Raw genomic sequence first — 26,986 nt, forward strand, 5'->3', positions numbered from 1 at the left:
AAATGGAATTAAATCGATGTATTTGATTATCTTCTATATGATCCCAACTTTCCCGAAAGCCCCCTATGCCTTAAATACTTGTAATAAGTGGCCTTGGAAATGCTCAATCGTTCACATATTTCGGTGACGGTCAACACGCCGTCATTGAAATACTCCTCACAAAGTACAGCTTTTTGTTGATTTTTCTTACTTAACCCCTTTGGAGCTCCCAAAATCTTCCCTCTTCTTCTTGCTGATTCCAAGCCAGCTTTGGTCCGTTCTATGATGATATCCCTTCCCAATTGTGCCAAGGCTGCAAATATGTTGATGATGAATTCCGAATGTGAAGACTTCTCCGTAGTATCTATGAAAGGTTCTGTGATACTCCTGAAACGAACTCCCTTTCCCTTTAACTTTGTAATAAGCTTGGTAAAATGAATCAGGCTTCTGGCCAGTCTGTCCAATTTTCATACAACGATTGTATCACCCTCTCTAACATATCTCAAAAGCTTGCTTAAACTCTTTCGTTCTTCCCTGGTACTCGATACTTTATCCGTGTAAATGTTCTTTTGTGGAATCCCTTCTTTGAGCAGTGCATCCAACTGAAGATCCAACCTTTGTTCCATGGCACTCACCCGCGCATATCCAAAAACCATAACCTGAAAGTTTAAATAAACGGTAGAATGTAAACTATTTATTTAGTACGGTGAAATGAACTTTAACAAACCAGCGGACTCGTTTTGCACTGAAAGTTCAATAAAACGGTGGTTAAAAAAACCTCTCATAAATCAGAAATCGATATAATGGCGAACGCAACGCAGTGGAGTGCTGCAAGCCCCAAATCTTGCCAAACTAACCTTACTGAGCGAGGCAATTTTATCTATTAATCCGGTATACTCTTCTCATCATTCGAAGTGATCCAATGGTCTGTTGCCTCAATTTTATATCGTTCCAATCTCCATTCCGTTATTTTAAGCTTTAGATTGCTTTTCCATAGGTGCGATTTTGTTTTTTAGTGAATTTGCGCCAATTTTTTCGTCAAAAATTTCCAGTGTTTACTGGGCCTGCCAAAGGATTTACTGTAGATTTCGGAAAAGTCTACTGTAGCCCCTGATTTTGTGCAGGATTTCAAAATTTGTTCAATTGACTGGTTTTCAACTTGTTGAAGACCCGAAAACAACCGTGATGGCGCAATTTGCGCATCACCCTCTTGCTATTCGTTTTTTCACGCGAGCGTGAAAACCCAAATACCTTTCTTTGGTGTATAGAGTATCAATTAACTAAGTGGTTGTTGTTTCCTTAGAGCAGTTAACTGAACTTGTCTTTCCGAACAGGGCAAAAAACCGATAGGAACCAAGCGCAAAAGTTGAAGGTAAGGACTTGTAACAAAATATATGATGTACGGTTATGAATAATTCTTTTAGACCAAATGATTTTTAAAACTACAAAGTGATTCGACTTGAATTTGAAAATTAAAAATTTATTACACTATCCAATGCCTCATCAGCTTCCTTATGGATAAAATTCGCTTGATAGTTCAAAGTAGTTTTTAAATCGCTGTGGCGATAGAGTTTTTGAAGCATTAAGGGATGAATCTTGTCTCCGGCAATATTCCCAAAAGTGTGACGTGCAATATGATTTGAAAGGGGTTTGTCTATTTCGCAAAGTCTAGCGATTCTTCGAAGGTATTTATTGAAAAGCTTTGTAGCATTTCTTGTTTTTACAAAAACCGCTTTGGTGTCTTTGGGATTGACATCCTTTAGAAAGGGAAACACATAGCCATTATTCAATTCTTTGTCATTCGTATATAAATTCAAAATGGCCTGCGCTTTATATGGGATTTTTAAACTTACCGGTTTAGAGTTCTTGTTCATTACATAGAACAAGCGATTATCTTTGAAATCACTCCATTTAATCTGCACAACATCTGAAATACGTATTCCGGCAAAATAAAAAGACATTAACCATACATTTCGGGTGTGCCAAATAGAAGTTCCTGGTTCTAATTCCAATTGTTCGATGCTTTCAACTTCTTTGATCGTAAGACCGATTTTATGACCTGAGCCAATCCTTATTTTTTCCTTGTCACCAGCAAAGGGGTAATATTTAGATGGAACTATGTCGTCTCTTATAGCCACGTTGAACAAAGTACGGATGAAGATAAGTTGATTGGTTATGGTTCGTTCTTTATGCCCTAAATAAATAGTACAAAAATTCTTGAACCTTTCAAGAAAACGTTCATTGATATCTTGAAATCTAAGTAACGGTTTGTTTTTGAAATAAAGTACCGAATCATAAAAGTCGGTTTCCGATTTGCGTCCATCACTTATGCGTTTTTTTCTCCGTCTTTTGATACCCTCAATGATTTCATCTTTCTTCAAGGAACGTTTAAGGTTTAAAAATTCATCGATATTGAAAAGAATTGACATTTCAGCCTTGGCAACAGAAATGGTTCCCCTATCGTATTTATCCTTTATACGTTCAGCAGCTAGCACAAAAAAAGGTTTTTCCCCTTCCACTCCTTTCAACTTTTGCAGGGCTTGTTTTGGAGTTAGGCTTTCTTTCTTCAAATCAAAATAAATATCATTGGCCTCTATCAACTTTTTCATAAGAAAGTTGTTCAACTTTTTATAATTGGGATGTGACCTTTTGACCGTAGAAGCAGTTTTATCCCAATCTTTTTCAAGAATATACTGGCCCAAAAACCGATAACTTGTTCTGTAATTATCGCTTACTCGCAATGCAAGTGGTGCTGAACCGTCCTTTCTTTCCTTATTTTTCCGCCGAACAATCTTAATACTGGCCATAACTATCCTCTTTAATCCTTAATAAATGTACAACTTTAAACAAAAAAAGGGGTACAGAATAGGTACAGAATAAATTGATTTTAAATGGAATTATTCGGTATTATTTAACATTTAAAAAAATATAATTAATTAATTTTCAATTATTTAAATATTTATTGATGTATAAATTATGAAGCTCATAACCCGAAGGTCGCTGGTTCGAGTCCAGTCCCCGCTACTAGAAAAAAGCCGAGAAAATTTTCTCGGCTTTTTTTATACCCTTTTTTATTGATGCTTCCATTGCCTTTAGGATAGTAAACTTTTATCGGGGCTTACCTACTTTAATAGTTTGTTAACGTTTTTAACGCCTTATTTTCATAAATTGTTAATATCTAATTCATCATCAATCAAAAATGAGACAATCAACAAAATATATTGTCCTCATTATTCTATGTGCAAATGTGATGTTTGCCCACGGCAAAGCCTTGGACAGCTATGCCGGAATACCCGTACCGACAGCAGAAACTTTTAAGGATTCGCTGGATTGGGCGGACTATTATTTTAATATTCACCGGTTTGAGGATGCTGTACCGATATACAAAAAGAATCTAGAACTTCCTGATAAAGAACAGAAAATCCATGTTCTTAAAAAACTTGCCCTGAGCGAGGCGGCATTGGACCACCCTCAAGAATCTATTTCTTACATCTACGATTATTTCGAGATAGATTTTCACCCTGCGTTCCTCTTACACGAAGATTTTGACGGCATCCGAGATGAGACCGAATTTGTAAAACTATCCGGAACGGTACTCCCAAAGCTCACGGTGTGGTCCATATTCTACTTTTTTGTTTCCCTAATCGGGTTTTATGTGACCTTTGTTCTATTGATCAACAAAAAAATTGACCTTCAGGCCAGGGGCCTGATCGCACTTTTTGTTTTTATACATTCCTTGTTCATCCTAAACATATGCGCAAACCAAACCAATTATGTTTTTGAGTTCCCGCACACATACCTAATGTCCACATGGTCTTCCTTCTTATATGGTCCACTCCTTTTCCTCTATTTTAAAAGAGTATCAAAATCAACGGACCTCAACAAAAAAGATTACTGGCATTTGTTACCTACGGTGGTGTTAACCATCTACCTTACATTCACCGTATATGCATTTTCAGGTTCAGAAAAAGTGATACAAATGCTCCAAAGACTGGAGGACGGATTAAACCCTGGCGATTCCACTAAACTGGTTTTGTTGGTAACCCTTAAAGCAATCTCTTTAGGCGTATATGCCTACTTTGTCCATTCTTTGCTAAAAGAGAGCAAAACGGATTTGAACAAGAAGACCCGTATCTGGCAAAAAAACATCTATCTGATCCATGTAGGATATGTATTGGCCTATATTATTTATGGTATCTATATTTCTACAGGAATAAAGAGTGGAGCATTTTTCCACGCACCTATAATTTTAATGTCCACCATGGTTTTATATGTAGGATATGCGGCCAATGTACAACCCGACGTTTTTAGTGGGCTATACTCCTACACCAACCGATTGTTTCCCAAATATGTGAAGTCGGGTTTAACCGATAGCCTCTCCCAAGAATTAAAGACCAACTTAAAAGATCTCTTTCAGAAAGAAAAAATATATCGCCAAAACGATATCAATCTGGATATGGTGGCCGAAAAATTGGATACCACCAGGCACAATACCTCCCAACTCATCAACGAACATTTTAATATGAGCTTTCGCGAGTTTGTAAATTCTCACCGAATCCAAGAAGCAAAAGAATTATTGGAAGAGAAAACGGAACTCAACATTATTGATGTTGCTTACGAAGTTGGGTACAACAATAAAGTGTCTTTCAACAAAGCTTTTAAAAAAGATACACAGCTTACCCCTAGTGAGTACCTCCTTCTCATAAAACAACAGTAAACTCTTATCGGGAACACCGATTTACTAGCATTTTATCGGTAACTAGTAGTCATCAATCAAAAATCATCAATCCTATGAAACGACTACTAAAGCAACTCGTTTTTAAGTACATTGGGCAGGAACACCGGAGCCCGAGCCCATTGAACAGTCATGAAAAGTACAAGAAATCCGGACTCACTCATGAGGAAGCCCTTACCATTAGGGAAAAAATCCAAAGTGCCTTTGAGGTAGAAAAGATCTACAGGAACAATACCATGGGACTCGACGAACTATCCGAGCACATCCAAGAAAACCGGTATAAAGTATCCCAAGTGATCAACACCTACCTTGCAAAAAACTTTTATTCATTTTTAAATGAATATAGGATCAACGAGGCTAAGCAACTTTTGGTAACGGATCCAAACTTAAGTGTAAAAGCAGTTATGTACGAAGTAGGTTTTAACAGTAAGAACAGCTTCTACAATGCCTTCAAGAAAATTACGGGACACTGTCCCAACGATTACAGGGCATTGACCAATGCAGATTTTGTACAGACCAAAATTCAAATGGCCTAACTAACTACCAACATTACTCTTCAAAAATGGTTTGGACCTAACGGAAAAAGTCTCTTGTCCTCTCAAGAGACTTTTTTTATTACTCATTATCAAACAGTTACTGTTACATTTCTTAGAATGTTAAAATCGGTACTTCCCCATAGGGATTTCGATTTATAAGGTTCTCGCCGTTTAAAAAGTACCTGTTCCAAAACCAATTTGGATTGATTTGTTATGCAATTGTAAAGGTAGGGCGGTGAGAGGCCTTACTTCTTAAAAAAAACAAAATCCATTGAGTTTTGTTCACTTCCCAGAAGTATTATTTGAATTAGCTATCAATATCCTTGCGCCGTCCACCTTTCTCAGTTGCCCTAACTCATTTCAAATTACTAACAAAAGTTTAATCGTATGAAAGTAAAGAAACTGTTTGGAGCACTAGCGGCAATGTGTTTATCCATACTATTTGCCCATGCCCAGGAAAAAACGGTCACCGGAACGGTCACCGACCAAGATGGCGTGCCCTTGCCCGGTGTAAACATCGTTGTTAAGGGTACGGTACGTGGAACACAATCCGATTTTGATGGCAACTACGCCCTACAATCCAGTACAGGAGATGTACTGGTGTTTTCGTATTTGGGCCAAAGAACACTGGAAAGAAGTGTAGGCGATGCAAGTACGATCAATGTACAAATGCAAGAAGATGCCTCTCAACTCGAAGAGGTAGTAGTAACCGCCCAAGGTATTGTTCGGGAAAAACGTTCGTTGGGCTATTCAGTGACCACGGTAGAGTCCGATAAGGTAGAATCCAGGCCCGAAGCAGATGTGGCCCGGGTATTGAACGGCAAGGTAGCAGGGGTAAATATTACCTCCAACAACGGTATGTCCGGTTCAGGAACCAACATTATCATCCGAGGGTATTCATCGGCAACCCAATCCAACCAACCCCTATTTATTGTTGATGGAATCCCATTTGATTCAGGTACCAATACCCAATCCAACTTTTTGGACGGAAACACCGAGTCCAGCCGATTTTTGGATCTTGACCCCAATAATATTGAAAGTGTAAGTGTCCTAAAAGGATTAAGTGCAACGGTTTTATATGGTAACCGTGGCAGAAACGGTGTAATCCTGATCACCACCAAAGGTGCCGCCACAGGCGATGCTCCTACCAAGACCGAAGTTTCCGTAACACAATCCGTATTTATGTCCAAAGCGGTACTTCCTAAATTTCAGGATAATTATGGCGGTGGTTTCCACCAAGGCTTTGGATACTTTTTTAGTAACTGGGGTCCACGATTCGATAGAACGGATGATGACGGAATTGCCTCGGCGGGACAATACCTGAGCACAGGGCCCAATGGCGTTGCTGTTTTGCAGCATCCCTTTAACTATATAGCCGACCCTACATTAATTGCTGGCTATGAAGACTTATTGGATGATCAATATTTGTACAAACCCTACAACGGCGTCGAAGAATTTTTTAGAACCGGTTACGTGTACAGTACCTCTGTAAATGTTCGAGGAGGGTCGGAAAAAGTAAGCTTTAATGCAAATTACGGTAGAACGGAAGATATCGGGGTAACCCCAGGGAACCGGTTATTACGAAACAATTTTAGTTTAGGGGGCAACGCCGCCCTTTCCAATAACTTTACCGTTTCCGGGGTGTTCAACTTTGCAAGAACCGGATACAAGTCGCCACCCAATGCAGTAAGTACGGGTAGTGGTGCTGCTTTTGATGGTTCCGCTATCTTTGGCGACGTACTTTACACACCACGGAGTGTAGATCTTACCAACCTACCGTTCCAAGCTGTAGATGGAAGAAGTTTGTACTATAGATCTGGTAACGACATTCAAAATCCATATTGGACCGTAGCAAACTCAAAGACCTCCCAAGAAACAGACCGGTTTACAGGAAATGTCTCCATGAGCTATGCCCTTAACGATTGGATGAACCTCACCTATCGTGTAGGTCTGGACACCTATACAGAGTTAAACTCTTATGGACAAAACAGAGGTGGTGTGGATGGTCCAACTTTGGGAATCTTACGAACCAGTTCGGTTAGAAACTCCATTTGGAACCACGATCTTATTTTAAGTGCAGAGAAAAGACTATCCGACGACTTTAACCTCACCGCTACATTGGGCGCGAACAGTAGAAGGGACACCTTTGCACAAGATGGAATAGAAAGTCAAGGGCAATTGGTGTTTGGAGTATTGGAACATTACAACTTCACCACACCATCATCGGTGAACTCCTTTTCAGGAATCGATCTAAATCAAAATTTTGAAGAAAATCTGGTCGGTATTTATTTGGACGCCACCCTATCCTACAAAGATTGGATGTACTTGAACGTGGTGGGCAGAAATGATTGGTCCTCTACATTGGAAAGAGAAAACAATTCATTGTTCTACCCCGGCGCCAGTGTTTCGTTTATACCTACCACTGCATTTCCATCACTGCAAGGAAATGTGCTCAACTATGCCAAACTTAGGGTAGGATATGGTTCATCTGCAGGTTTCCCAACACCTTTTAACACTCGGGATGTTCTCTCGTTGGGCGCAAGAACCTTTGTGGACTTTAATGGAAATGTAGTTTCCGGAAATACGGTTTCCGATATTCTGGGTAACCGGGATTTATCTCCAGAAAGAGTACAAGAACTGGAAATTGGTCTGGACACCCGATTGTTCAACAGACTCAATTTTAATCTGAGTTTATATCAAAAATCAACTACGGACCTTATTACCAACCGCACCTTGGATAGCTCAACAGGTTTCCGCTCCACATTTGTAAACATCGGAGAAGTAGAGACCAAAGGTATTGAAGCGGACTATGACTTCAATATCTTAAGGGAAAGTGAAGCTGGTATCGGATTTAACATCGCTGGTAATTTTACAGCAAGCGAAACTACTGTCACCGACTTGGCAGAAGGCACCAACAATATCCTATTGACCTTTGCGGTTGCTGGCGAGGCGGCAAACTATGCAGTAGAAGGCCGACCATTTGGTGTATTGCTTGGCAGCACCATACAAAGAGATGACAATGGCAATAAGGTAGTTGGGCCGAACGGACGCTATTTGGTGGACAACAATATCACAGAAATCGGTGACCCCAACCCAGATTGGACCACAGCATTGATCCCTACCATTACCTATAAGAATTTCACCCTCTCCGCAAACCTTCAATACCGCCATGGCGGTGATGTATACTCGGTGACCACAGCAGGGCTTATTGGTCGTGGAGTAGTAGATCCAGATGACCCAATAGATAGGGAAACCAATTATGTGTTGCCCGGCGTATTTGCGGACGGTACTCCAAACAACGTGGCCATATCGTCCACCGAATTTGGGTTCAACACATTCTTTGGTGGGGACATTAACGAAGTGAATGTTTTTGATGGAACTACTATCCGTGTTCAAGAAGCTTCCTTGGGCTACAGCATTCCAAAGAAAATGTTGGACAAAACACCCTTCGGAAGCCTTTCGCTAACACTATCGGGAACCAATTTATGGTACAAAGCAGTAAACTTTCCGGACAATGTGCGCTACGATACCAACTCCTCCAGTACAGGTGTGGGCAATGGTCAAGGGATCGATTTCTTTACGGGGCCCTCAACAAGAAGGTATGGTCTTACCGTAAGAGCATCATTTTAAAAGCAGCTAACTAGAATCAAAAAATATATTATGAAAAAAATATCAAATATACTAAGTCTCTTAATCGCTGCACTGACAATCATGTTGGGCTGCGAGACCACATCTTTAGATGTTGTGGAGAGCCCAAATGCATTGAACCCCTCGCAGGCGAGTGTTGATTTCTTTTTGAATCAAATACAACTAATGACCGCACAAATCCATTCTGGCGAAGAAGGACGTGCAGAGAACGGACTAAGTCAGTTTGGCATGGAACCGGTCCGTATGCAACATGGTTTTGGACCCACATACCGCGAGAATTACGACCCATCGGATTTTGACCGGGTTTGGGACAATGTATATGCCCGGGCATTGATAGACATACGCACCATGAATCCCTTGGCCGAAGAAGCCGGGCAATATACACACATCGCCATAGGACAAATTTTGGAAGCCTATATAATGATGTCGATGGTGGATTTCTTTGGAGATGTTCCCTATTCCGAAGCAGTTTCGGGCGGCGAAGGCATCCTTAATCCAACCGTGGATTCCGGCGCATCCATTTATCAGGCAGCAGACCAGCTCTTGGTTGAGGCCATTGCAAACCTCGGCAAGGACGAAACTTCGTTGCCGTTGAACGATCTTTTCTATAACGGAAACGAAGGGCAGTGGAGAAAGGTGGCCAACACCATGCGCCTAAAGTTGTATCTACAGACACGTTTGGCAAACGCAGAAGGTTTTGGCGCCTCGGTTTCTACCTCGCGCATCAACGAATTGATCAATAGCAACCAATTGATTTTGGACGCTTCCGATGATTTCTATTTTCAATGGGGCACAAACAATGCTTCACCTGATAGTAGACATCCATATTTCGATGCCAATTACGACGGCGCCGGACCTAGTTCGGATTTTTATACATCCAACTATTATATGAATCTAATGGCCAACCAGTATAGTGAACCAGACCCTAGAATCCGGTATTATTTTTACCGTCAACAGGAGGACTATTCCGGAGCTGATGTAGTCACCAAGGAGTGCGTTACCGAAATATCCTTGCCTTCCTGGTGGGACCCATCGGAACCCTATTGTTTGGTACCGTCCACCAATGGGCTCAGCGGATATTGGGGCAGAAACCACTTGGACGATGACGGTATTCCACCAGATGATGCTTTTAGAACATTGCACGGCACATACCCTGTGGGCGGCCCTTTTGACGACAATACATTTAGAAATGTATCGGGATCAGCCGCCATTAACGAAGGACTGGTGGGCGCTGGCATTTCCCCCATACTGATGTCCTCTTACACCTATTTTATGTTGGCAGAAGCCGTATTGACCTTAAATACAACTGGAAATGCTAGGGATTATCTGGAATCGGGCATAAGACAATCCATTGGAACCGTGGCAAATTTTGGAGCCTCCTTGGCAACCGGAACAGGTTTTGAGGCAACGACCACGGCCATAGACAACCATGTCGCGGAAATATTGACCAGTTATGATGCTGCCGATGATACCGGCAAATTACGCATAATTGTAGAGCAATATTTTATTGCGCTTTGGTGCAATGGCATTGAAGCCTACAATACGTATAGAAGAACAGGGCAGCCCGATAATCTTACACCGGCCTTCACAACTCCCGACCCAGGACCGTTCCTAAGGTCTATGTGGTATTCACAGACGGCAGCGGACAGTAACACCAATATTACGCAAAAGAGCGCTCCGAGTACACCGGTGTTCTGGGATACCAACCCTGATGGTTTCGTTGATTGATTCATAACAAAAAAACAATACAGATGAAAAGTAACTTTAAATATATAATCGGGTTGGCACTCTTAGCTATTGGGATTGTCGCCTGTGAAGACAGCGATAAAAACCCGTTCAATGTTTTTGAACTAGAGGATTCGGCCTCGCCCTATGTCCGGATAGTTTTAGATGAAACCATTGTGGCCAAAGGCGACCTTGCCTCCTCTTCGTTAACCGGCACTGTAGATGACCCTAGCGACAATGTGGCCTCTTGGGAACTAAGCGTAACCTTGGAATCTGGTGGGGTTTCCACAGACACGGTCCAGCTTATGACCATTACAGAGTTTCCTAGTGACATTTCCATTCCATACCCAGATATTGCAAGTGCTCTTGGAATTACGATAGACGACATTTCGGGAGGTGATTTTATCCGCTTTTTGGGCAAGTCCACCGGCACCGATGGCACCGTGACCACCGTGGACAATTATAGTGCTACGATTACCGGTCAGCCAGAGCAGTTACAGGCCTTTAATTTTATTGTTCTGGTGAAGTGTTCACCTATTTCCGGGACAACAGTGCCGGGAACTTGGGTAATCGAAATGCAAGACCTATTCGGTGATGGTTGGGACGGTGCTTTTGTAACATTCGAGATCGATGGCGTAGCAACGGATTACACCTTCACCGCTGGCGACGCCGCTACCTTTAATGTAGAAGTGCCCGATGGAACAAGTTCGCTGGTCATATCTTATACAAGTGGTGCTTTTGAAGAAGAGCATGTTTATACAATTGAAACACCAAGTGGTGATGTGCTCGGGCCTTTTGGACCCAATCCGTTGCCATGCATCAATTGATCTTTACATACTATCCAACCCAGAAAGTCCCGCTCCAATTTGGAGCGGGACTTTTGTTTTACTTAAAAACAGTTCTATTAAATCGGGATAGGTACTTGTGGTTGAGGATTACCTCAAAAAACTGTAAGTAAATGTAGTTTAGGGCAAGTAAAAAGTAATCTTCAGAACAGCCTTGAACCCAAAATATCTTTTCAAAAGTATCTGTTTCATTTTTTGAATGTATTTGAATTAGTCCAATCCTCAAGGCTGTTTTTTATTCCCAATAAAGGCAATCCAACACAGAATTGTGTAAATATGTTTGCTTTCAATTCAAACAATACCACGTAACTTTGCCCACTAATTAAATTAGTTTGGACAACTCTTCACAACCAACAAATAAGAAAGCACTTTTATCTCTTGCCATTGGTGGTTTTGGTATTGGGCTTACGGAATTTGTTATTATGGGCATTCTGCCAAATATTGCTGGATCTCTAGAAATATCTATCCCAAAAGCTGGCCATTTTATTGCCATTTATGCTTTGGGAGTGGTGATCGGAGCTCCTTTTATGGCTAGGCTTACTTCTGGTCTTAACCCCAAAAAAACATTGCTCTTTTTAATGTTGTGGTTTACGGTTTTTAACACTTTATCCGCATTTTCCGGAAACTATTGGACCATGATGCTTTTTAGATTCCTTTCTGGTATGCCTCACGGTGCTTTTTTTGGTATAGGTGCCGTTGTATCGGGATACTTGACCAAACCTGGCAAAGCGGCGCAGGCCATGGCCATAATGTTTTCCGGACTCACGGTAGCCAATATTTTAGGGGTACCATTGGGCACATATATTGGTCAGGAATGGCATTGGAGCTATTCTTTTTTACTGGTCGGGATTTCCGGGATCGCCACCTTGGCGAGTCTATATTTTTGGATGCCAAAACAAAATTTAGAAGAGGTTGGCCCTCAGGAAAATCAAAATGAAACACCTGTACTCAAAAACAAAAAGCTTTGGGCTTTAATACTGTTGACCACCGTGGGCACTGGAGGTTTCTTTGCTTGGTACAGTTATATAGCACCCTTGGTAATTACCATTACAAAACTGCCCGAAGCAAATGTGGGCTATGTAATGATCATTGCCGGTGTGGGAATGTTCTTTGGAAATTTCATAGGTGCAAGAATGGTAGAAATCTTAAATCCCGTAAAATCCGTGGTCATAAGTATGCTCTGCATGACACTGGCCTTGATCTTGAATTCTATTTTGGCAGAAAGCAGCATCGCTATCTATACCCTGAGTTTTATTGTGGGCGCAATCACCTTTTCAATTGCCACTCCAATCCAAATTGCCATAATAAAAGCTGCCAAGGGGGCAGAAAACCTAGGTTCGTCCATGAACCAAAGTGCTTTTAACATGGGTAATGCTTCAGGGGCTTATTTTGGTGGCTTGCCCATGGTATTTGGTCTGGAGGTGAACTACTCCAGTTTGGTCGGCGGTATGTTGGCCTTTATGGGTGCCGCTATCGGTATTGCCATTATTTATACACAAAGGGTTCAGAAAAAGAGAGAAGAAGCAATCAGGGATTAAATACCAAATCGACTTAAAACCAAGTTATTGCCCCAGTTCTTGAGCATTAAAATATACCATTTCCCGATTTTGGAATTTGGCTGTTGCCTCTATGGGATTGCAACATACTTCACAATCCTCTATGTACATTTGTTCACTTACCGAACTATCCAGCAAGAAAGAAATGGTTTCCCAACAGTACGGACATTGGAAAAAGTGTTCGTACATAAATTAAAAATCTACATTGAGCAATTGTCCGCTAATTTGAAGCATTTGAAGCTCGGCCAACTTGGCATTGTACTTTGCCTGGCTTTTGGCCAATTCCGCATTCAGTAAATTTAGCTGTGCTTGCCTAAACTCAATGGAAGTAACTTGGCCCAGTTTGTAGCGCTCATCCGTTCGCTTAAAATTGTTCTGATTGGTCTGTAGGTTCTTTTCTTGCACCTGCAATACAAAAAGGGCGTTGGTATAACTATCCCAAGCATTACGGATATCCCTTTCCACCTCTAATTGAATCTGCTTCTTGGCAATTTCTTGGTTCTTGTAAGCGATTTTGGCGTTTTTTATCCCTGTAATGGTGCTGCCACCATCGAACAGGTTCCAAGTAAGGTTAATGGCTCCCGTTACTCCTGTAGAAGTATTTTGGAGCACAAAAGCCAATGGACTGTTATTATTGGACTCGTTCCAGCCATAAGTTCCTGTAAGGCCAATCGTTGGCAGATAACCGCTTCTGGCCACTCTAATATTATTGAGTCCCATATTTAAATCTTTTTCCGCGATCTGTAGCCTCACGTTGTTTAACTGGGCCTCGTTGAACATACTTTCCATTTGTAGTTCGGGTACAAAATTCACCGTGGTGTCCGCAGAAAAATTTGAGGAAAGCTCACGATTTAGTATCAAGTTTAAATCCCTCATGGTATTTCTTAGCTGCTGTCTGGAATTTAAGAGGTTAATACTGTCCGTATTGATATCGACTTCTGCATTGAGGACATCCAGACCCGTATTCTGTCCAAATTCAAATTGATACTCTGCTCTTTTAAGCCTATCCTTGGAAATTTCCAGAGCTTGTTCCAAGGTATTGGTGTTCTCCGTAAGGCGAGCTGCTTCATAATACACCGTGAACAACTGTAAAATGGTTGTTTCTATGGTTTGGCGCACCTCAAGCTCCGATTGCTGGGAACGCTCCTTAAAGTTTTTATAATTATAATAACGGCCCAAACCATCGAATAGGGTATAGTTCACATTTACGGCGGCACTATATCTTCTGGTTTCTGCTCCTTCGGCGGTTCTGGTATCGCCATTGGCAAGAACACCTTCGGAATCTTGTTTATCAATACTTCCGCTGGCATTCCCGGTTACACTGGGCAAATAGCCAGAGTTTAGAATATCCGCATTGTTATCGTCTATTTGCTTTGTGTTGCGGGCAACCTGAATGTCCAGGTTGTTCTCCAAGACCAGATCAATGGCCTCTTCTTTTGTAAGGAGTTGATCTTGGGCCATGGCCAATGGACCAGATAAAAACAATGTTAAGAACAGGGTATAAAAAATGCTTTTCATTAGGTGGTCTCTTCTGTAACTTTTTGGGTTTCTTCTCCGTTATGGGAAACTTGCCGGTTATCGGCACCATTAATAGGTTGACTATCCGCTTCCATTTCCTCCTCCTCTTGCTGCTCCCGAATGGCTCTTTCCACTTCTTCCTTGGTAACCTTTTCTCCTGTCCAAAGTTTTTTGGCAAATACTTTTACATTGTTTCCGAAGGACAGTAACAAAGGAAGCATCAACAGCGTTAGTACCGTAGCAAAGGCAATACCGTATGCAATGGAAATGGCCATGGGTTTTAGGAATTGGGCCTGACGGCTTTTTTCGAGCAGCAAGGGTGCCAACCCTGCAATTGTGGTAACCGATGTTAAAAATATGGCCCTAAATCGGGAACGTCCTGCTTCATAGAGGGCATCGTCGAACGTCATACCACTACGTAAGTTTATATTGAACTTACCTATTAGCACCAATCCATCGTTGACCATAATCCCAATCAATGCGATAATTCCGAGCATGGATAGTACATTTATCGGAAATCCATGGATCCAATGTCCCCAAGCAACTGCAGTTAGGCTAAAGGGTACCATAAAAATCAACAATAAGGGTTGACTTATACTTCTGAAAGTAAAGGCTATCACGATAAATATCAAAAATATAACGATGGGGCCAACAAAGCCCAAAGATCCGATCAATTTATTGGCCTCTCTATTCTGTCCTTCGTAGGATGGTGTTATGGATGGATACTTTGATAATATCTCTGGCAGCACTTCATTTCTAACCCATAGCATGGCATCTGTTCCACTGGTCGTTTCCGGATCGGTAAGATCCGAGAATACTTGTATCTCTCTGCGTCCTTCAAGATGGTTGATGGCTACATCCCCTCGCTCAATGGTATAAGTGGCAATTTCTTTTAATGGGATGCGATCTCCACTGGGCGCCAAGATTCTCATTTCGTCCAAATCGGAAATCGATGATCTATTTTCCCTGTCATAACGCACCCAAACCCTTATCTCATCTTGACCACGTTGAAATCGTTGTGCCTGTGCTCCAAAGAAACCACCCCTTACTTGGTTCATCACCGTACGAAGATCAAGTCCCAACAAATAGGCATTTTCTTTTAATTGCAGTCTTATTTCTTTGATTCCAGCTGGGTCGTTGTCGGTAACATCTTTTAGGTTCGCGTTGCTCTCCATAGCTTGTTTAAGCTCTTCCTTTGCTGCTTTTAACTCTTCGATATTGTTCCCTAATAGGGAAACGGATACTGGATTTCCACCAAAATTGCCTCCCGAGCCATAAATAAGGCTTTCCACACCGATCACTGGGCCTACCAACTCTCTAAGCCTTGTGGTAACCATATCTGACCGTATCCCATCTGGCCGTTCTTCTCCGGGCAAAAGGTTAATTTCCAATCGAGCGGATGATGAACCGGGGCCTAAATTTTTGATCATATTCACGAACAGCATTTTATCCATGCCCTGTAAATATGTATCGGTCAATTCCTGGTTTACAATATGCGCTTTGTCCTGAATTAGGCTTATAATGGAATCGGTAACCTTTTCGTTGGTTCCATTGGGCATGGTCAACTGTATGGAGACTTGATCACTTGCAATTCTAGGGAAGAAAGCGGTTCGAATTATTCCTCCACTAATAGACCCCAATGTTAGAACGAGGGCCATAAAGAACAATGCAAAGGTCAAAATCTTATAGTCCATCATAAAACGGAGTACGGGGCTATACCAATTGTCCCGCATGTAGTTCATTAGTCTGTCCCCTATTTTATTGATCACCCTAAGTCTGGCAAAAACCCTTGAAATTGCGGTCTTGGGTTCTTTTTTATGACGATGGAGAGCCTTGGAATGTGCTAAGTGAGCAGGTAGAATAATCAATGCTTCCACAAGTGAAACTACCAATGTTAGGATAACGATCACGGAAACTTCACTAAAGAATTCCCCAATCCGACTATCCAAGAAAAGGAAAATGGAAAAGGCCAAGATTGTGGTAATTATTGCCGAGATAATTGGCGGTATCACCTCCATGGTTCCATCCAGTGCGGCTTTTACCGGCGATTTACCATCTTCGTAATGTTGATATATATTTTCCGCGATTACAATACCATCATCCACCAAAATACCGATAACAATGATCATCCCGAACAAAGAGAGCACGTTGATGGTAACATTGAACATGGGTGCAAAAACAAACATTCCTAGAAATGCAATGGGAAGCCCGAATGCAACCCAAAATGCCAATCTGGTGTTCAAGAAAAGTGACAAAAAGACCAAGACCAAAAGCATCCCAACAATAGCATTTTCCGTTAACAATTGGGTACGCTGTGTCAATGTGGTGGATCTATCATCGATTACATTAAGCTCAACATTGGTGTATTTTTCGTTGAAATCCTGGATATACTGCCTTACATTTTCGGCAGAGCCCATTAAATCTTCTGTATTGGTACTTGTAATCGTAATGTTAACCGCCAGTTCCCCATTAAAATAAGATGCATTGGGTGTCTCGGAAAATCTATCCCGAATAATAGCGACATCTTTTAAGCGGATTGCACGACCGGCCGCATCTCCCCTTACAACTATATTGGAAAGCTCATCTCCATAATAGGATCTGTTGTTTGCCCTTATCAGATATTCTTCGGTCACGGTCTTTATATTACCCCCGGTTACCAAAATATTGGCATTGGCCACTGCTTGTGCCACTTCGGCAAAGGAAAGGTTGTAGGCCAATAGACTATTCTCATCTACGGCGATTTCTATTTCTTCATCCGGATAACCTGCTATTGAAATTTGGGAAATGCCATCGATTGCCCTAAGATCGTTCTCTATTTGGCGACCAATTTGCTTTAGTGTGGCCAGCGGTATATCCTTCCCACTCACTGCAAAACTGATAGTGGGCCTTACGGGTTCTTGCTTGGCAACTATCAATGGTTCCATTCCGGTGGGAAAGGTAGGAACCCTGTCCACAGCATTTTTTACTTCCAACAGCATAAAATCGACATTCCTTTCCTTCTCGATTTCCACATTGATGGTACCACTGTTTTCCCTTGATGTGGAAGTAACGCGCTCAACTCCCTCGAGTCCTTTTAGGTTATCCTCGATCTTTAGTACGATACCTTCTTCGACCTCTTGGGGAGATGCCCCAGGGTAGGCAATGGAAATGGTAATATTACGAGCTTCGTTTAGTGGAAAAAAGGAAGATTTTAGCGAAAGTATCCCCACTGCCCCAAAAACAAAAAATGCCAAAATAAAGACATTTACTGCCATGTGGTATTTTATGAAATACGAGATCAGTTTTCTCATGGCCGCGGAGGTTTAGGATTTATTTTCGTCGAATACTTTTACCAACATGCCTGCATAAGCCCCTGTCATTGGTCTGGAAACGATAACTTCTCCATCGGGAACGTTCTTTAGCACAACGGTCTTATCTGTAAAAAAAATGGGACTTACATCCATAAGGTCAAGGATGGAGTCTTTTACCACAAAAATTTGATTGTTTTCCAATAGTAATGACCGATCGATCTCTATGGCATCGGTTTCTTCTTTGGCCTCTAAATTGGCCTCGAGATATTGACCTTCTTTTAAATTATCCCCGCGCACCTCGATATACACTGTTATGGTTTGTGAATTTTGGTCTACCCTACCATTAACTCGGGTTACTTCGCCAACAAACGTTCTGGTCTTTTCCAAATTGGTCAGGTTTACCTTTTTCCCCACTTTAAGGAAGTCCCCATAGGTTTTGCTCACGGATACTTCTAGCTCATACAATCCTGTATCGATAAACTCCCCTAACTTTTGCCCGGACCTTATCAAGGTACCCTCGGTAACCAAGGCTTCGGTCAAAATGCCATTAAAGGGTGCCGTAATGGTATACTTGGACAAACGTTGTTCCAGATTCTTAACGTTATAATATGTAGTAATGATCTCCCTTCCGGTTATAAAGAACTTTTCCTTTTCCGAATCCAAGCTGGGCAATTCGGGCGTGGTTTTGTCCAAATCGAAACTATTTAAGTACTGCTGCCATTTTGGATAAATCTCAGGATAATCCAATCTAAGGTCCGGCATAATTGAAGTGAGCAAGTTGTACAGGTTACTTTTGGCAGATTGCACAGTGGCATAGTACTCGTTCGCATCTATTCTGATCAAGGTCTGTCCGGCAGTGTAAGGTTGCCCTGTTCGAAACAATTTGCTCCCTGGCCTAAATACTCCTTGGACCTCTGAATAGAGTTCCACTCGCTTTTTTGCCTTAAGATTACCATTGGCGGGCACTTGGATAGGTACCGTGGTGTTTTTTATGGTATCTACAAATACGGTTTTAACCACTTTTTGGGAGGGTGGTCTTTTATTATCTTTTCCACCCGCAATTAGGCCTGCAAAATATAGTGAAGCAAAAATAATTATGCCTCCAGCAACTGCTGATATGATGAGCTTTCGCATGTGTTAGTTGGTTTATGCCTTGCAAATCTATCGCCTACATCTTTTACATTGGTTAAATATTTCATAAAATCTCTTAAAAAACTGAGATAATAAAAAAAGGGGACCCCAAACGGCATCCCCTAACCAAACAAACTAAAGTAATAATTTAACTACTCATTTTCGTCATCATCCTCAAACTTGGTATCTGCCATTCGAGTACGCTCAAATTGTAGATCGTTAAATTTGGGATTCAATGTTTTATCATCCGTGTCAAAAACCAGGAACTGTTTTGTGTCCATTGCTCGTAGCACATTAAAGGATTTGAACTGATTGTTCTGGAGCTGCAATATCTCAAGACTTGCCAATTGTCCAAACTCTGCTGGGATTTCTCCTCCCAATCTATTGTTGGACAACACCAATTCCTTCAGTTTGCCCAAATTTCCGATTTCCGCCGGTATTTGACCTTCCAACATGTTTTCGAAAAGTCCCAATGCCTCTAATTTGGAAAGTTGACCAATTGATCTTGGGATGGCTCCTTTTAAATTGTTACTGGATAGATTAAGCTCTTTCAAATTTTCAAGTTCACCAAAGCCTTCCGGAATTGGTCCGCTCAAAAAATTGTTGAACATGGAAAAGACTTCCATTTCCTTGAATTTTCCTACTTCTGAGGGAATTTCACCCTTGATTCGATTCATTTCCAAACGAAAAACCTTAAGTTTTTCAAGTTTAACAATATCCGATGGAAGTATGCCGGTAATTTGGTTAAACGCCAAATTTAAGGTGTGCAGGTGCTTTAATTTACCAATACTTTCTGGTAACACCCCTTTTAAATTGTTCATAAAAAGGGTCAGGCCCACAACCTTCCCGTCCTTTACCTCCACACCTTTCCAAGTGTCGACAGGCGCATCTAAATCCCATGGAGCATTCCACTCCTTTCCATTGGTGCTATTATATAGATCCACCAAAGCGGCTTTTTCGGACTTGGAAACTTGTCCGCTGGCCAGCGAAATGGCCGAGCAAAACATTAAACAAAAGAAAAAAATGGCTGATCGAATCATTGAATACTTATTTTCTTGTAGCGAATTTACTTACAAAGTAAGAAAAAGAAGAATTACCCTACAAATATAATCGACGAATACACGCTTTATTGTTGTGTATCAGTAAAAAAACGATGTGAAAATGTAGGATTACTTCCCTAATCCAGTGATTCCAGCTCGTGAGAAATGTTTTCCCAATCCTCCATTAAAGATTCCAGGTCTTTCTTTTTACCCTCATACGAATCAAAAAAATTGGGCTTTGCTATGGTAGCATCATAATCCATGAGCAGCTCGTGGTCTATATTGGCAATCTCCTTTTCCAATTGGGAGATTTTCTTTTCGACACCGCTCAATTTATTTTTAAGGGATTTTTGTTTTTTCTGAGTTTGATAATCGTTTTCCTTCGGTTTTTCCTGAAGTTTCTCGATTTTTTTCTTTTCACCTTTTTCAACGCTTCGGAAATCGTCCATTTTTCGTTGCTCCAAATAAAAATCAATATCTCCGAGATACTCCTTTATGTTGCCTTTTTTAAACTCGTAAACCCTATCTGTTAACCCTTGAAGAAAGTCCCGGTCATGGGAAACCAAGATCAAAGTACCCTCAAAATTCTGAAGTGCCTGTTTTAAAACATTTTTGGATTTAATGTCCAGGTGGTTGGTAGGTTCGTCCATTACCAACACATTAAAGGGCTGGAGCAACATCTTTGCCAGGGCCAAACGGTTCCGCTCTCCTCCTGAAAGTACTTTAACATACTTCTCCACATCATCCCCCCTGAACAAAAAAGAGCCCAAAATATCACGGACCTTGCTTCGGTTGGTCTCATTGGCCGCATCGATCATGGTGTCCAGTACGGTTTTATTGCCCTCCAGATATTCGGCTTGATTCTGTGCAAAATAGCCCAATTGCACATTATGACCCATTTTTAGATGACCTTGATAATCCAGTTCGCCAACCATAATTTTGGCCAATGTGGTCTTGCCTTGACCATTCTGACCCACGAAGGCCGTTTTACTTCCGCGCTCTACCAATAAATCTATTCCCTCCAATACTTTTTTGGGACCATAACTTTTGCCAATTCCGTCCAATTCTGCTACAACTTTTCCAGGGTTCACGGAAACCGGAAATCTAAGGTTCATTACGCTGTTGTCCTCTTCATCCACCTCTATACGATCCATTTTATCCAACTTTTTGATCAGGGATTGCGCCATAGAGGCCTTACTGGATTTTGCCCTGAACTTCTCGATCAAGCGTTCGGTCTGCTGAATTTGTTTTTCTTGGTTTTTTTGGGCACTCAGCTGCTGTTCTTTTATTTCTTTCCGATGCACCAAGAATTGTGTGTATGGTTTATTGTAATCGTAGATTCGTCCAAGAGAGATCTCAATGGTCCTGTTAGTGACATTGTCCAAGAACATTTTATCGTGCGAAACAATTACGACGGCTCCGGCAAAATTGCGTAGAAACTGTTCCAACCAAATAATGGATTCGATATCCAAGTGGTTGGTAGGCTCATCGAGCAGCAACACATCGTTGCTCTGCAATAAAAGTTTGGCCAATTCTATGCGCATGCGCCATCCACCGGAAAAAGTGTCCGTTAATTTATTAAAGTCCTCCCTTTTAAATCCCAAGCCGAGTAGCACCTTTTCGGTATCGCCCTGGTAATTATAGCCTCCCAAAATTTCATATCGATGGGTAACATCGGTAAGATCCACCATAAGTTGATGGTAACTTTCGCTTTCGTAATCGGTACGTTCTGCCAATGCTGTATTGATCTCGTCCAGCCTAAGTTCCAAAGCCTTGATTTCCGCAAATGCTTGATGCGACTCTTCCAACACCGTCCTACCTTCTTCAAAGTCGATGTCCTGCTTTAAAAAACCTATCTTCACGTCCTTCTCGGTAGCAATGGTGCCCTCGTCCAAAGGCATTTCCTTGGCCAATAGTTTTAGCATTGTGGATTTCCCCGCTCCATTCTTTCCGATAAGTCCAACCCTGTCGCCCCCGTTAAGACGAAAGGATATTTCCTCGAACAGATATTCTCCTCCAAAAGCTACAGATAGGTTATGAATATTTAGCATTTATATGTGACCTTGATTACATTTAATTATTTGGTGAATGTGTACTTTTGCGCAAAAGCCTTGCAAATGTTAAAAAAAGGAACCAAAATGTACAGCATTTTAACAGGAAACTGCCCAAGATGCCACGAAGAAAGTATGTATGAGAATTCCAACCCTTATGCATTGTCCAAAATTTTTAGCATGAACGATAGATGTTCGCATTGCGGTTTAAAATACAAGATCGAGCCTTCCTTTTTTTATGGGGCCATGTACGTGAGCTATGCGGTCGGTGTTGCCTTTGCTGTGGCGGCTTTTGTAGTTTCTTTCCTGTTTTTAGGTACATCCTTGGTAACAACCTTTATCTCCATTGTAGGCACCTTGATCGTTTTTATGCCACTTATTCTAAGGCTATCCAGAAATATTTGGATCAACTTTTTTGTAAAATACGACCCGTCCGCTGTTAAAAATCACGAAGTGGTAAAGTAGTATTTTTTGGTAAATCTTTGCACATCCATTTCTGGATCAAGCTCCGATTGTTTTTCAATATGATCAAATAATTGATTGGAGGCATAGGGCCCGATGAGCACCCCCCTGGAACCAAATCCGTTCAACACATACATATTTTGATGTTCCGGGTGCCTTCCGACCAATGGCCTGCGGTCTACAACAGTGGGGCGAATACCCGCAACATGATCCACAATTTTAAAATCACATTTTAAGAAGGTTTCCAGTTTTTCCAAAAGCTCTTTTTTGGACTCCTCGGTGGGTGCATTGGTCTTATCTTTCCACTTATAAGTAGCCCCTACCAAATAGTGATCACTATCCATTGGGATGGTAAACACGGAAGACTTGATTACATTTTCCTCCTTGAACTCAGGGGCATGTACGATCAACAGTTCCCCCTTTGTGCCATTTAGGGGCAAATATCCAAAATACGGGTTTTGCTTGAGCCCATATCCGCAGGCAAAAACAATGTTTTTGGCTACAGTGGACTTATATTTTATGCTTTCTTCCGATACAAGCAACTGATCAAAATCAAAAGATTCCTCCAATAGCGAATCCGATTTTTTAAGATGATCTTTATAGTTGCGAACCAAAGAACCCGTATCGATCCTACCCGTAAATTTAACTTCCCCAAAACCATAAGGTGCATCGATGGCAGGGTTGACATTGGTAATGATCTTATTGGATAGAAAATGCCCTAAATTGGGACGGTCTGCCGCCTCAAACCAGAGGTTCTGCTCTTCAATGGAAGCAAATTTCCGCAATACGGGAAGCTCATAATCCAGTTTTACGCCCAATTTTTCTTCCAAGTCCCGATAGAATGGCTTTGCCATTTCCAGTTGATGCTTTGCCTTCCATGCCATGGTAAACCGTTTAAGGATTATCGGGTTGTACAATCCTCCCGCAACTTGGGATGCTCTCTGGGACTCATCGGTGATCACGGTAAAGGTTTTGCCTTCCTTTTCCAATACTTCGCAAAAAGAAATGCCCGCCAAACCCAAACCTACTATTATATAATCCAGCATACTGCAAAATTAGGCATATAGGTGATCTTACCACAATTCATGCCCAAGTATAAAACAAAAAAAACGCCGCACTAAGTGCGGCGTCCTGTTCTATTGAATTGGAAATATTATTCGGCTTAGTAAGCCCACATATCTTGTTCCCTGTCCCGAATGCCTTCTTTTATTCTTTGGCCTTCCAAGAGCTGGAACAGTGCATTATCGAATATGTAATCGCTGATTTTACGATCTTCGTGAACATTTTCCTCTTGGTAGATAACACCGTTGAATCGACGTGCGTTCAACAACATATCAAAGGAAAGGGGTCTTGCCGAATTTCGTTGGTTGTACACTTTGGCTTCGTGCAAAATTTGCCTGGCCGCAGGGTACCATACCCAAAACAACTCTACTTTGTTCTGTCCCGGATCTACAGACTCATCATCTATAAAGTTTACGTCCGGGGCAACTGGGGCTATTCCCAATAAGCGATACTTAAGCTCACCTTGGCGTTTATCGAAATACCAGATTCCTTTTATGCGATACTCCTCGATATCGGCTGCGGTCAAATCCCTTTTGTTTATAAACTCGGGGGAAACTGCCTCACCGGCATTTACCTGCTCGTATCCAAGGTCTGTGGTATCTACCTTGCTCAAAGTGGCTCCAAGGTCTTCCAACTTTCTTTTTTCAGTAAAGTAGGAGTCTGTATAAATCTCGGTAAGATTTCCATTTCTGATATTTTTCATCAAAACGTGGTACAGTGACCTTCTGTCCTTTCCGATATCTATGGTATCGGTCGGATAATATAATGGAAAGTTAACTCTCTCGTCAAGATCAATGATTTCCCATACAGTCTTGGACCAAAGGATATCCCTATCGTCCACATAACCATATTCCAAAGGCTCATCGTTGTCCTGCTCGATCTGAGCTTGGGTTTTCTTACCTATATCCTCTGGCATCTTGGCGTTCAAAATATTTGCCTGCGCCATGATCGATACCGGCAATATGCCCAACAATCCAATTAATAATGCGTTCTTCCAATTCATGATAACTTGTATACTTTTTATACTTCTTAGTTAGTAAGCTCAACCACTACAGGAGATACTTTTTTCAACTTGTAACTCTTGTTGTTTGTGATGTAGGCTTGGATATCGAATATCTGGACTGATTCGCCCCTACCTGCTCTTTTAAGTGCAGATTTGGCTCTTGCATCCAATTTGTTTCCATTTACAACTACGGTAGGCTGACCTGGCACTTTGAACTTGAACTGGCTAACAGCTAGGTTCAAATCAAAATCAAAGTCTTCCAACATAGCGCTAACAGTTGCGATTTCCAAGTTGTTCTTTGGCATTTTAATGCTTCCGGACTCCCCACGAACGGTTCCACTTGGTCTTGGAATATCCTTGATACGGAAAGTTTTCTTTGAAGGAAAAGATTTTCCATCAATAACTCCAGTAACATTAATAGTGACTTCTCTACCAGTTCCTGGGTTCATAATATAATTGCTACCACTTCTTTGGCTTAATCCTGGCGCAGAAGCTTTTACATTATTATCAGAAACTCCAGGCATAGAAATCGTTATTGGATTGGAAACACCTCGGTAAACCACGTTCATCTTATCTGCCGAAATCACAGCTTCATTAGGTCTTGGGATTGTTGTAAATGTATCATCAACTTCAACCGGAACCTTCTCTCCATCTTGCATAAAAAACATTGTTCCTGCAATTTTATGATCTCCCGGATTACCAGTTCCAATAAGCATTTTAATTCCTCCTGCTTCCAATTCGTAATCCTTACCTTCGGTCAATGGTCTTCCATCCAAGGTTAATTCAGCTTCAATAGGTGTGGAAGTATTATCCGTTTTACTAACCCCTATTTTACCATCATATTCTTCACCACTATAAAAAGCAGATCTATTTGCAAACAACGAAGCTTTGAAATTGTTTAAAGAAACCGCTTCTGTCAACTCACCTTCCAATAGGGTCTTTAACACCTCTTGCTCGGTTGTTTTGATGTCGGCCTGCAATTGGGTCATCTTGGTCAAAGAAGCTACCAATGGGAATCCTTCGTAGTGATAGTTGATCCAATCTTGACGGGTTCCGTCTCTTTTCTCAACCTTACCTTCTGCGTCACCTGTTGCAAAACGAGCTTTAACCGCAGCTTTTAAGGATTCGAACTTACCTTCTGGCAATGCATTGATCACGCCATCACGATAGTTGTTGATGTAGTCCATGAACTTCTTTCCTTCTGGGCCCAAATTGTCCCCTTGAAAGAATTTTTGGTCCAAGTAATCCGACTTGTCCATAACCACATAGTCTTTTGGGTCTTCCAAATCTGCGGTCATTTCTTTTTTCAATCCTTCCAAATAGCTGTAGTAGTCATCTGAAAGTTCTTTTACCTTCTGGGCATCTTCGTACAAGTCGCCGTACTCCTCTGCGTTTTCGGAAGCTTTTGTCTCCAAGCTAGCAAAGAAACTAGCGTTGTTGGAATCCATGCTCGTGTTGGAAGTTTCCAACTTTTCGTTCATAAGTCCGAATGCTGCAAGTACTTCCTTGCTCATATTAAGTGCCAACATCGCGATGAAGATCAAATACATAAGGTTGATCATCTTCTGACGTGGTGTTTGTTTTCCTCCTGCCATGTTTTTCTAATTAGGTTTAATAATTAATTTGATTTGGTTTTGTTTTTTGTTGATCAAAAACCTCTAATTAGTTTTTTCCGCCCATGGCTGTAAGCATACCACCGTACACTCCGTTCAAAGATGAAAGGTTAGTGGCCAAAGACTCCATTTGGTCTTTCAAGGCACCTGCGTTCTGTACCACTTCTTCATTGATGGAAGCTTGTCTGCTAGCGCTTTCCAACTGTACTTTGTACAAGCTGTTCAAAGACTCCATTTGTGCTGCTGCATGAGACAATTCCTCAGAGTATTTTTTAGTGTGCTGAATAGCGTCTGTTGTAGGAGTGATATTCTTGGCGGCACCTTCAAAACTCTTGATACTCTCACCCAAATTGGCAAAAAGATCGGAATCGATTTTAGCTTCTTTAAGTAGGTTGTCCAATTTCTTGGATAGAAGACCTTCGGCTTCTTGGGCATCTTTGGCTTCTTGTTTTTTGGAAGCACTCTGTTGTCCTCCAGCCAATTCTGGGTACACCAAAGACCAATCGTACTCGTCGTCTACTGGTTCAAATGCAGAGATAGCAAAGATCAATGCTTCGGTAATAAGTCCAACGGCAAGAAGAAGTCCACCTGTAAGTGGTCCGAACTCCCAGTGAAGGATCTTGAACAATGCACCAATAATTACTACCGATGCTCCTAGCCCGTAGGCCATGTTAAACAGTTTTTTTGTTGATTTTGACTGCGCCATAATTCTAGTTTTAATTAAGTTATATAAATAAGTATTTGGTTACTACTTTTACTTGTTATTTATATAATGTTCCCCTAGTTGAATTT

Annotated in this window: 18 protein-coding genes and 1 pseudogene; 7 read left to right on the forward strand and 12 right to left on the reverse strand. The window is 41.4% G+C overall.

Annotation, left to right across the window (positions count from 1 at the left end; translation table 11 throughout):
• Positions 1-26 precede the first annotated feature (26 nt).
• Positions 27-635, reverse strand: a pseudogene (locus ABTP35_RS04195) (recombinase family protein).
• 816 nt (positions 636-1,451) lie between these two features.
• A complete protein-coding gene (locus ABTP35_RS04200) occupies positions 1,452-2,786 on the reverse strand; it encodes a tyrosine-type recombinase/integrase (RefSeq protein WP_252080641.1) in 1,335 nt (444 codons plus the stop codon).
• Between the two features lie 392 nt (positions 2,787-3,178).
• Here ABTP35_RS04200 and ABTP35_RS04205 point away from each other — a divergent pair, with 392 nt between their 5' ends.
• The 6 genes from ABTP35_RS04205 to ABTP35_RS04230 all read left to right on the forward strand — a co-directional run bounded on the left by ABTP35_RS04205 (position 3,179) and on the right by ABTP35_RS04230 (position 13,006).
• Positions 3,179-4,696, forward strand: coding sequence for a helix-turn-helix domain-containing protein (locus tag ABTP35_RS04205; protein ID WP_293293659.1), 1,518 nt, complete (start codon positions 3,179-3,181; stop codon positions 4,694-4,696).
• Between the two features lie 74 nt (positions 4,697-4,770).
• Complete coding sequence (locus ABTP35_RS04210) at positions 4,771-5,250, forward strand: helix-turn-helix domain-containing protein (RefSeq protein WP_293293657.1); 480 nt, start codon at positions 4,771-4,773, stop codon at positions 5,248-5,250.
• A 387-nt stretch (positions 5,251-5,637) separates the two neighbouring features.
• Positions 5,638-8,880 (forward strand): SusC/RagA family TonB-linked outer membrane protein, encoded by a 3,243-nt coding sequence (locus tag ABTP35_RS04215; protein ID WP_293293655.1) that lies wholly within the window; start codon positions 5,638-5,640, stop codon positions 8,878-8,880.
• Between the two features lie 30 nt (positions 8,881-8,910).
• Complete coding sequence (locus ABTP35_RS04220; RefSeq protein ID WP_293293653.1) at positions 8,911-10,626, forward strand: SusD/RagB family nutrient-binding outer membrane lipoprotein; 1,716 nt, start codon at positions 8,911-8,913, stop codon at positions 10,624-10,626.
• 23 nt (positions 10,627-10,649) lie between these two features.
• A complete protein-coding gene (locus tag ABTP35_RS04225; RefSeq protein ID WP_252080646.1) occupies positions 10,650-11,450 on the forward strand; it encodes a hypothetical protein in 801 nt (266 codons plus the stop codon).
• A 350-nt stretch (positions 11,451-11,800) separates the two neighbouring features.
• On the forward strand, positions 11,801-13,006 hold the full coding sequence (locus ABTP35_RS04230; protein ID WP_293293651.1) for an MFS transporter: 1,206 nt from the start codon (positions 11,801-11,803) through the stop codon (positions 13,004-13,006).
• Between the two features lie 24 nt (positions 13,007-13,030).
• Here the strand turns inward: ABTP35_RS04230 and ABTP35_RS04235 are convergent, their stop codons facing one another.
• The 6 genes from ABTP35_RS04235 to ABTP35_RS04260 form a co-directional block, all read right to left on the reverse strand.
• On the reverse strand, positions 13,031-13,213 hold the full coding sequence (locus tag ABTP35_RS04235; RefSeq protein ID WP_224836395.1) for a CPXCG motif-containing cysteine-rich protein: 183 nt from the start codon (positions 13,211-13,213) through the stop codon (positions 13,031-13,033).
• A gap of 3 nt (positions 13,214-13,216) precedes the next feature.
• Positions 13,217-14,542: a TolC family protein gene (locus ABTP35_RS04240; RefSeq protein ID WP_224836394.1), complete on the reverse strand. Its 1,326-nt coding sequence runs from the start codon at positions 14,540-14,542 to the stop codon at positions 13,217-13,219.
• Positions 14,542-17,832, reverse strand: coding sequence for an efflux RND transporter permease subunit (locus ABTP35_RS04245; protein ID WP_293293646.1), 3,291 nt, complete (start codon positions 17,830-17,832; stop codon positions 14,542-14,544). Before ABTP35_RS04245 ends, ABTP35_RS04240 begins: the two co-directional genes overlap by 1 nt.
• A gap of 12 nt (positions 17,833-17,844) precedes the next feature.
• The gene (locus ABTP35_RS04250) at positions 17,845-18,966 is read right to left on the reverse strand and encodes an HlyD family efflux transporter periplasmic adaptor subunit (protein WP_293293644.1); all 1,122 of its coding nucleotides are present in this window, start codon (positions 18,964-18,966) and stop codon (positions 17,845-17,847) included.
• A 149-nt stretch (positions 18,967-19,115) separates the two neighbouring features.
• Positions 19,116-20,003 (reverse strand): leucine-rich repeat domain-containing protein, encoded by an 888-nt coding sequence (locus tag ABTP35_RS04255; protein WP_224836391.1) that lies wholly within the window; start codon positions 20,001-20,003, stop codon positions 19,116-19,118.
• A gap of 137 nt (positions 20,004-20,140) precedes the next feature.
• Positions 20,141-22,054: an ABC-F family ATP-binding cassette domain-containing protein gene (locus ABTP35_RS04260; protein WP_293293642.1), complete on the reverse strand. Its 1,914-nt coding sequence runs from the start codon at positions 22,052-22,054 to the stop codon at positions 20,141-20,143.
• A 66-nt stretch (positions 22,055-22,120) separates the two neighbouring features.
• Here ABTP35_RS04260 and ABTP35_RS04265 point away from each other — a divergent pair, with 66 nt between their 5' ends.
• Positions 22,121-22,519: a DUF983 domain-containing protein gene (locus ABTP35_RS04265; protein WP_293293640.1), complete on the forward strand. Its 399-nt coding sequence runs from the start codon at positions 22,121-22,123 to the stop codon at positions 22,517-22,519.
• Here the strand turns inward: ABTP35_RS04265 and ABTP35_RS04270 are convergent.
• The 4 genes from ABTP35_RS04270 to gldL form a co-directional block, all read right to left on the reverse strand.
• Entirely contained in the window at positions 22,501-23,562 is a 1,062-nt protein-coding gene (locus tag ABTP35_RS04270; protein ID WP_293293638.1) for an FAD-dependent oxidoreductase, read from the reverse strand. The genes ABTP35_RS04265 and ABTP35_RS04270 overlap by 19 nt on opposite strands.
• Before the next feature lie 116 nt (positions 23,563-23,678).
• A complete protein-coding gene (gene gldN, locus ABTP35_RS04275) occupies positions 23,679-24,581 on the reverse strand; it encodes a gliding motility protein GldN (protein WP_224836387.1) in 903 nt (300 codons plus the stop codon).
• A gap of 26 nt (positions 24,582-24,607) precedes the next feature.
• Positions 24,608-26,176 (reverse strand): gliding motility protein GldM, encoded by a 1,569-nt coding sequence (gene gldM / locus ABTP35_RS04280; RefSeq protein WP_293293634.1) that lies wholly within the window; start codon positions 26,174-26,176, stop codon positions 24,608-24,610.
• A 67-nt stretch (positions 26,177-26,243) separates the two neighbouring features.
• Positions 26,244-26,900: a gliding motility protein GldL gene (gldL, locus tag ABTP35_RS04285; protein ID WP_224836385.1), complete on the reverse strand. Its 657-nt coding sequence runs from the start codon at positions 26,898-26,900 to the stop codon at positions 26,244-26,246.
• Positions 26,901-26,986: the final 86 nt, after the last annotated feature.

It is taken from the genome of Flagellimonas alginilytica, from assembly GCF_042134605.1.
Lineage (GTDB): Bacteria > Bacteroidota > Bacteroidia > Flavobacteriales > Flavobacteriaceae > Flagellimonas > Flagellimonas alginolytica.

What these genes read in the sequence shown, in the direction of transcription:
- ABTP35_RS04240 (WP_224836394.1), bottom strand. Translation starts at nt 14,542, where the DNA reads ATGAAAAGCATTTTTTATACCCTGTTCTTAACATTGTTTTTATCTGGT.
- ABTP35_RS04260 (WP_293293642.1), bottom strand. Translation starts at nt 22,054, where the DNA reads ATGCTAAATATTCATAACCTATCTGTAGCTTTTGGAGGAGAATATCTG.
- ABTP35_RS04255 (WP_224836391.1), bottom strand. Translation starts at nt 20,003, where the DNA reads ATGATTCGATCAGCCATTTTTTTCTTTTGTTTAATGTTTTGCTCGGCC.
- gldN (WP_224836387.1), bottom strand. Translation starts at nt 24,581, where the DNA reads ATGAATTGGAAGAACGCATTATTAATTGGATTGTTGGGCATATTGCCG.
- gldM (WP_293293634.1), bottom strand. Translation starts at nt 26,176, where the DNA reads ATGGCAGGAGGAAAACAAACACCACGTCAGAAGATGATCAACCTTATG.
- ABTP35_RS04210 (WP_293293657.1), top strand. Translation starts at nt 4,771, where the DNA reads ATGAAACGACTACTAAAGCAACTCGTTTTTAAGTACATTGGGCAGGAA.
- ABTP35_RS04205 (WP_293293659.1), top strand. Translation starts at nt 3,179, where the DNA reads ATGAGACAATCAACAAAATATATTGTCCTCATTATTCTATGTGCAAAT.
- ABTP35_RS04215 (WP_293293655.1), top strand. Translation starts at nt 5,638, where the DNA reads ATGAAAGTAAAGAAACTGTTTGGAGCACTAGCGGCAATGTGTTTATCC.
- ABTP35_RS04270 (WP_293293638.1), bottom strand. Translation starts at nt 23,562, where the DNA reads ATGCTGGATTATATAATAGTAGGTTTGGGTTTGGCGGGCATTTCTTTT.
- ABTP35_RS04250 (WP_293293644.1), bottom strand. Translation starts at nt 18,966, where the DNA reads ATGCGAAAGCTCATCATATCAGCAGTTGCTGGAGGCATAATTATTTTT.
- ABTP35_RS04235 (WP_224836395.1), bottom strand. Translation starts at nt 13,213, where the DNA reads ATGTACGAACACTTTTTCCAATGTCCGTACTGTTGGGAAACCATTTCT.
- ABTP35_RS04265 (WP_293293640.1), top strand. Translation starts at nt 22,121, where the DNA reads ATGTTAAAAAAAGGAACCAAAATGTACAGCATTTTAACAGGAAACTGC.
- ABTP35_RS04200 (WP_252080641.1), bottom strand. Translation starts at nt 2,786, where the DNA reads ATGGCCAGTATTAAGATTGTTCGGCGGAAAAATAAGGAAAGAAAGGAC.
- ABTP35_RS04220 (WP_293293653.1), top strand. Translation starts at nt 8,911, where the DNA reads ATGAAAAAAATATCAAATATACTAAGTCTCTTAATCGCTGCACTGACA.
- ABTP35_RS04245 (WP_293293646.1), bottom strand. Translation starts at nt 17,832, where the DNA reads ATGAGAAAACTGATCTCGTATTTCATAAAATACCACATGGCAGTAAAT.
- gldL (WP_224836385.1), bottom strand. Translation starts at nt 26,900, where the DNA reads ATGGCGCAGTCAAAATCAACAAAAAAACTGTTTAACATGGCCTACGGG.
- ABTP35_RS04225 (WP_252080646.1), top strand. Translation starts at nt 10,650, where the DNA reads ATGAAAAGTAACTTTAAATATATAATCGGGTTGGCACTCTTAGCTATT.